General features: G+C 48.4%; 6 protein-coding genes. All 6 read left to right on the top strand.

The features are described from left to right. On the top strand, positions 1 to 999 hold a 999-nt coding region (locus tag ACWVCM_RS10980), incomplete at its 5' end, for a glycosyltransferase (protein ID WP_455201797.1). Between the two features lie 54 nt (positions 1,000 to 1,053). Continuing rightward, positions 1,054 to 1,962: a carbohydrate kinase family protein gene (locus tag ACWVCM_RS10975; RefSeq protein ID WP_455201796.1), complete on the top strand. Its 909-nt coding sequence runs from the start codon at positions 1,054 to 1,056 to the stop codon at positions 1,960 to 1,962. Positions 1,963 to 2,016: 54 nt separating this feature from the next. Beyond that, entirely contained in the window at positions 2,017 to 2,955 is a 939-nt protein-coding gene (nikB, locus tag ACWVCM_RS10970; RefSeq protein ID WP_455201795.1) for a nickel ABC transporter permease, read from the top strand. Further along, positions 2,942 to 3,811: an ABC transporter permease gene (locus ACWVCM_RS10965; RefSeq protein ID WP_455201794.1), complete on the top strand. Its 870-nt coding sequence runs from the start codon at positions 2,942 to 2,944 to the stop codon at positions 3,809 to 3,811. Before nikB ends, ACWVCM_RS10965 begins: the two co-directional genes overlap by 14 nt. 71 nt (positions 3,812 to 3,882) lie before the next feature. After that, positions 3,883 to 4,929 carry a beta-N-acetylhexosaminidase gene (gene nagZ / locus ACWVCM_RS10960; protein ID WP_455201793.1) on the top strand — a complete coding sequence of 349 codons (1,047 nt, stop codon included), beginning with the start codon at positions 3,883 to 3,885 and terminating at the stop codon, positions 4,927 to 4,929. A gap of 91 nt (positions 4,930 to 5,020) precedes the next feature. Then, on the top strand, positions 5,021 to 5,610 hold a 590-nt coding region (locus ACWVCM_RS10955; RefSeq protein ID WP_455201792.1), incomplete at its 3' end, for a mechanosensitive ion channel family protein.

Raw genomic sequence — 5,610 nt, 5'->3', positions numbered from 1 at the left:
TTTATCATTACCAGCACCTATCAGGAAATTGCCGGTAATGACGAAAGTGTTGGCCAGTATGAAAGCCATAGCGCCTTTACCATGCCTGGCTTATACCGGGTAGTGAACGGTGTCGATGTGTACGATCCCAAGTTTAATATCGTATCACCCGGTGCTGATGCTGATATTTATTTTTCCTACCAGGATAGTGAGCGTCGTTTGCAAGGTTTGCATGATGAAATAGCGCAACTGATTTACCATGATGAGGACAATGAAAACATTCGCGGTCATCTCGCAGAATCGGATAAACCACTGATATTTACCATGGCCCGACTGGATAACATCAAGAATATTGCGGGTCTGGTCGAATGGTACGGACGAAACGAAAAGCTCAGAAGCCTGGCCAACCTGGTAGCCGTTGCCGGTTATATTGACGAATCATCGTCATCTGATGATGATGAGCGGGCGCAAATCGGTCGTATGCACGAACTCATAAATCAATACGGACTGGATAATCAGGTACGCTGGATTGGAATGCGCCTTGATAAACAATTTGCGGGAGAATTGTATCGCTATGTTGCCGACAAGCGTGGAGTGTTTGTGCAACCCGCATTGTTCGAGGCGTTTGGCCTGACAGTGATTGAAGCCATGAGCTGTGGTGTCCCCACTTTTGCTACCTGTTTCGGCGGGCCGTCGGAAATTATCGAGCATGGCATTTCCGGATTTCATATCGACCCAAACCACGGTGATCTTTCCGCAGACCTGATTGCGGAATTTTTTGAGAAATGCAATAACGATCCATCATATTGGGAAACCCTGTCCCATGGTGGACTGGATCGCGTTGAACAACGCTACACCTGGCGTTTGTATGCTGAACGCATGATGACATTGTCGCGCATCTACGGGTTCTGGAAGTACGTTACCAACCTGGAGCGCGATGAAACACGGCGTTATCTCGAAATGTTTTATGCATTGCAATATAGGCCCCTGGCGGAAAGTGTTCAGCCGCAGGGCGATTGATTCGCTGGTGTTGTGCTTCATTGACAGCGGAATTTATACAAAGGGAGTTTTGCTTTGACTGTTATTGAGAATACAACTCCGGTTATCGTCGGCGAAGTGTTATTTGATTGCTTCCCGGACGGGAACTCGGTGCTGGGTGGTGCGCCATTTAATGTAGCATGGCATCTGCAGGGATTTGGCCTGTCACCACTGATGATTTCCAGTGTGGGCGATGACGAGCATGGGCAGATGGTATTGGAAACCATGCGTGACTGGGGTATGGATACCCATGGTATTCAAAAAGATTCACAACATCCAACCGGGAGAGTGACGGTCAGTCTGGTGGACGGCCAGCCAGGGTATGATATTGAACCTGATCAGGCATACGATAACATTGAACCGAGACAAGTGTTAGGCTTGCTCGATTCGAAAGAATTCTCTCTGTTGTACCATGGTTCATTGCTTACTCGTACCAGCCAATCACGCGCCATGTTGGATAGTGTATTGGAGGCCGTTATGCTTCCTTCCTTTGTGGATATCAATTTGCGTCCCCCCTGGTGGGGCAAAGAGGATGTGCATCAATCGCTGTCCCAGGCATCATGGGTCAAGCTCAATGAAGATGAGTTGCTGACACTCATGGAAGTAGATAGCGACAGTACTGTTGGATTATTCAGCTTTGCCAGGGAATTTCTGGATACTTACGACCTGGAGTTGTTAATTGTTACCCAGGGTGAGCATGGTGCTTTTTGTATTAGCAAGGATGACATGATTTCCGGTGCGCCTGTGGAAGCCAATGTAGTTGATACTGTTGGTGCTGGTGACTCCTTCACCGCCGTAGTGATTCTGGGATTGACTTACGGTTGGCCATTATCAGCAACGCTGGAACGGGCGTTGGAATTTGCCGCGAGAATTTGCGAACAGCGGGGGGCTACCGCAATGAATCAGGCGCTTTATGATAGTTACCTGAAAAAGTGGCAGGTGTAACGCGTGTATGTTCGTTTCAATGACTGCAAATCGCTAACTTAGCATGTAAACATCATGGGACACTTTCTTGTATCGCGCTTGATAAGTGCAGGCATTGTCGTATTTGGTGTTACCAGTCTGGTGTTCTTTATGATCCACCTTATTCCTGGCGACCCGGTTGAAGTCATGCTGGGGGAGTCTGCACAGCTTGCTGATCGGGAAAATTTGCGTCATGCATTGGGCCTGGATCGCCCGTTACTGGTTCAATGGGGTGACTACCTTTATCATTTAGTGCGGCTGGATTTCGGTGAATCCCTGCATTCCAGGCAGGCCATCGTTGATATTATCGGTGAACGCATACCCGCCACTGTTGAGCTGACTATCGTGGCATTGTTGTTTGCTATCGCCATAGCATTGCCTTTGGGGGTGTTGGCAGCACTGCATAAAAACTCTTCCTGGGATCGCAGTGCCATGACAGTGTCACTGCTGGGAGTGTCGATTCCCAATTTCCTGATGGGGCCGTTATTAATTCTGTTGTTTTCCATGTACCTCGGGTGGTTGCCCGTGAGTGGGCGCGATACAAGCGCATCGGTTATTTTACCTGCTTTGACCCTGGGGACCGCAATGGCGGCAATTTTATCGCGAATGGTTCGTGCCACTTTGCTGGAAGTAATCAATGAAGATTATATTCGCACCGCGCGAGCCAAAGGATTGTCTACGTTCAAAGTTATATTTCTTCATGCTTTGCCCAATACCATGTTGCCTGTCGTAACCTTGTTAGGATTACAACTGGGCGCCCTGTTGGCAGGTGCTGTGATTACCGAAGTGGTCTTTTCCTGGCCTGGCATAGGTCAACTCACCATAGACGCTATTCAGAAGCGTGATTATCCACTGGTTCAAACATGTATCCTGTTAATTAGCTTGACCTATGTACTGGTAAATATCGCGACGGATATTTTCTACAGTGTACTGGATCCGCGTATTCGATTGGGGCAGGAAAGTGCATCTGAATAATGTGATCGCCATTAAAAAATTCAACATTCGCCGGGTTTTGGGGCAGCTCCCTGCGGCTATAATAATATGCTGGTGCCTGTTGGCTCTATTTGGGCCGTTGTTGCCACTGCAGCCCAACGAGATCGCGTTGGAGAAAATACTGTTGCCGCCGGGTGAGGGAAGCGTCCTGGGTTATGATGATCTGGGACGACCAATATTTGACCGGGTGGTGCTGGGTGCAAAAACATCATTTTTGGTGGCGATATGGGTCATCATTGTCTCAGTCATCACCGGAGTTAGTTTGGGGATTGCCAGTGGTTACTATGGTGGCTGGTTTGACCAGGTGATTGTTCAAATCATCGATATTTTTCTGGCATTTCCCGGTATTCTTTTGGCCATTGCGCTGGCAGGTATAATGGGACCTGGTATCGAAAATGTTGTCATTGCATTGAGCGTTGTAGGCTGGGTGGGGTATGCGCGCCTTGCCAGGGCCCAGGTGCTCAGCGTCAAACAACGCGAACATATCCAGGCGGCCATTGCCCTGGGTACCCAGAGTTTGACAATTTTCTATAAACATATATTACCTTTGATATTGGCGCCTATAATTATTGAAGCCAGTTTTGGTATTGCCAGTATTGTCATCGCGGAAGCTGGATTATCGTTTTTGGGATTGGGCGTGCAGCCACCGGAAGCATCCTGGGGCAGTATGATCCGCGATGGCGCGCGCTATTTGCTGGTTGCGCCACATATGGTGTTGATTCCCGGTATCGCGCTGATGTTAGTGGTACTGGCAGTCAACCTGCTGGGAGATCGCCTCCGGGACTATTTTGATGTACGGTTGCGTGTTACCAGTATGAATGATGGTTCTGCCAAATGAACAAGCTTGCCAGTTATTACGTTTATGATTAACAACATTGCGCGAAATGACACATTAAAGAGAAAAAGATTATGTCACTAGGTCCTGTCATGGTTGATCTCAAAGGCACCCGCCTGGAGCCTGAAGAGAAAGAAATGTTAGAACATCCGCTAGTGGGTGGCGTTATATTGTTTACCCGCAATTATGAATCTCCTGAACAAATCACCGATCTGGTTGAGAGCATTCACCAGGTGAGGGAACCACACCTGCTGGTTGCTGTAGACCACGAAGGCGGGCGAGTGCAACGGTTTCGAGAAGGCTTTACAGCATTGCCACCGCTGGCAAAATTAGGTGCGCACTATCAGCAGGATAAAAAGCGCGCCAAGCGCATGGCTGAAACCTGCGGTTGGTTAATGGCGATTGAATTGCGTTCTGTCGGCGTAGATTTCAGTTTTGCGCCCGTACTCGATATAGAACGTGGTATTAGTGATGTTATTGGCGACCGCGCTTTTGGTAAGGACCCGGAAATTGTCGCAGACCTGGCGATAGCTTATATACGGGGCATGCAACATGCGGGCATGGCCGCAACGGGAAAACACTTCCCCGGACATGGCGCGGTAAAAGCGGATTCCCATGTCGCATTCCCGGTGGATGAACGACCCTTTGAAGATATCGTTGCCTATGACGTTGTACCCTTTGAACGCCTGATACGAAATGGTTTGGCGGGCATTATGCCGGCGCACGTCGTGTATTCATCCGTCGATCCGCACCCGGCGGGATTTTCCAGGTTCTGGTTAAATGAAGTGCTCCGCAATCAGCTGGAATTCCAGGGCGTCATTTTTAGTGACGACTTGAGTATGGAGGCCGCCAGTATTGCAGGCGATGTAGTTGACAGGGCGAGAGCGGCACTCAATGCTGGATGTGATATGGCATTGGTATGCAATGATCCCGATGCAGCGGCAAAGGTGCTGGATAAGCTGGGCAACCTGGATAATCCAGTGTCCCATGTGCGACTGGCCAGGATGCATGGCAGGCACTTTGTTAATCGCAAGGAAATGCTAAAAGAAGAGCAATGGAAAAACGCGGTGGCATTGGTAGATGATTTGTCTGCTGGGGATACGCTGGAGCTTGATGTATAACAAAGTAACAGGGTAATAAATAATTATAATAACTTAAAACAAGAAGCAAGAATTAATAATAACCATTTGGTAAGTAACGAAAGGGTGTATCGTGCCAGATTTTGAATTCCTGAATATCGGCAAGGAAAGTGTTTGGATAGTAAATATCTTTCTTATTGTGCTGGCAGCACTATCAATAGATTTCTTCCAGCGTGCAGCTGCTCGCCGCATCCTGCGCAAGTTTGAATCCACGAGAAATTACTGGGATGACGCGCTGGTATTCGCGCTGATCAGGCCTGTCAGTCTTGTCATTTGGGGAACCGGGATATATGTCGCTACAGATATTGCCGAGCTCAATACCAGATCGCCGCTGTTTGATTATGCCGATCCGGTTTACAACATTTTAGTTATTCTTGCTATTACCTGGTTTCTGGTCCGATTTATCAAAAGGGCAGAGCAAGGCATTATCGAGGATCGTAAGACAAAAGAAGAGCCGGTCGATATAACAACCGTTCATGCGATTACCAAACTGCTGCGCTTGTCCGTAATTATTACCGCAACATTGGTGGTGTTGCAGACTTTAGGCTTTAGTGTTTCCGGCGTGCTTGCTTTTGGAGGTGTTGGTGGCATCGCAGTCGGTTTTGCGGCGCGTGATCTGTTAGCGAATTTTTTCGGCGGCTTCATGATTTATATGGATCGGCC

It is taken from the genome of Kaarinaea lacus (genome assembly GCF_975902315.1).
The sequence above is the reverse complement of the archived record's forward strand: the minus strand, read 5'-3'. Positions and strand labels throughout refer to the sequence as shown.